At 67.9% G+C, this 545-nt stretch carries 1 protein-coding gene; it reads right to left on the reverse strand.

Going from position 1 to position 545, the window contains the following annotated elements:
- Window positions 1–545: anthranilate phosphoribosyltransferase (trpD, locus tag MOV75_RS41350; protein ID WP_247008657.1), on the reverse strand; the 545-nt coding region annotated here is incomplete at both ends.

A 545-nucleotide genomic window follows, 5' to 3' on the forward strand; every position in this document is an offset into this window, starting at 1 on the left:
GGGCTCGGCTTGCCGTCGAGCACACTTTGCAGTGCGACCGCATTGGCGTCGGCGTCACCGCCCTTGAGCGCACCGGCCTCGCAGCGCGGCAGGCCGGCGTCCTCGGGCGTCACCTCGAAATTCCGGATCTCGCCATTGTGGAGTGCGGAGACGAAGGTCGGGCCGGTGAGGGTGATCTCGTCGAGGCCATCGGAGCCGTGCACCACCCAGGCGGATTCGGAGCCGAGGTTCTTGAGCACCTGCGCCAGCGGCTGCACCCATTGCCGCGAGAATACGCCGACCATCTGCCGTTTGACGCCGGCTGGGTTGGACAGGGGACCGAGCAGATTGAAGATCGTGCGTGTTGCAAGCTCGACCCGGGTCGGACCGACGTTCTTCATGGCGGGATGGTGGGCGGGGGCGAACATGAAGCCGATGCCGCATTCGCGCACACAGTGTCCGACCTGCTCGGGCCTGAGGTCGATCTTGACGCCGAGCGAGGCGAGCACGTCGGCCGCGCCCGAGCGCGACGACAGCGCGCGGTTGCCATGCTTGGCCACCGGCAG

It is taken from the genome of Bradyrhizobium sp. PRIMUS42 (assembly GCF_023006515.1).
Taxonomy (GTDB): Bacteria; Pseudomonadota; Alphaproteobacteria; order Rhizobiales; family Xanthobacteraceae; genus Bradyrhizobium.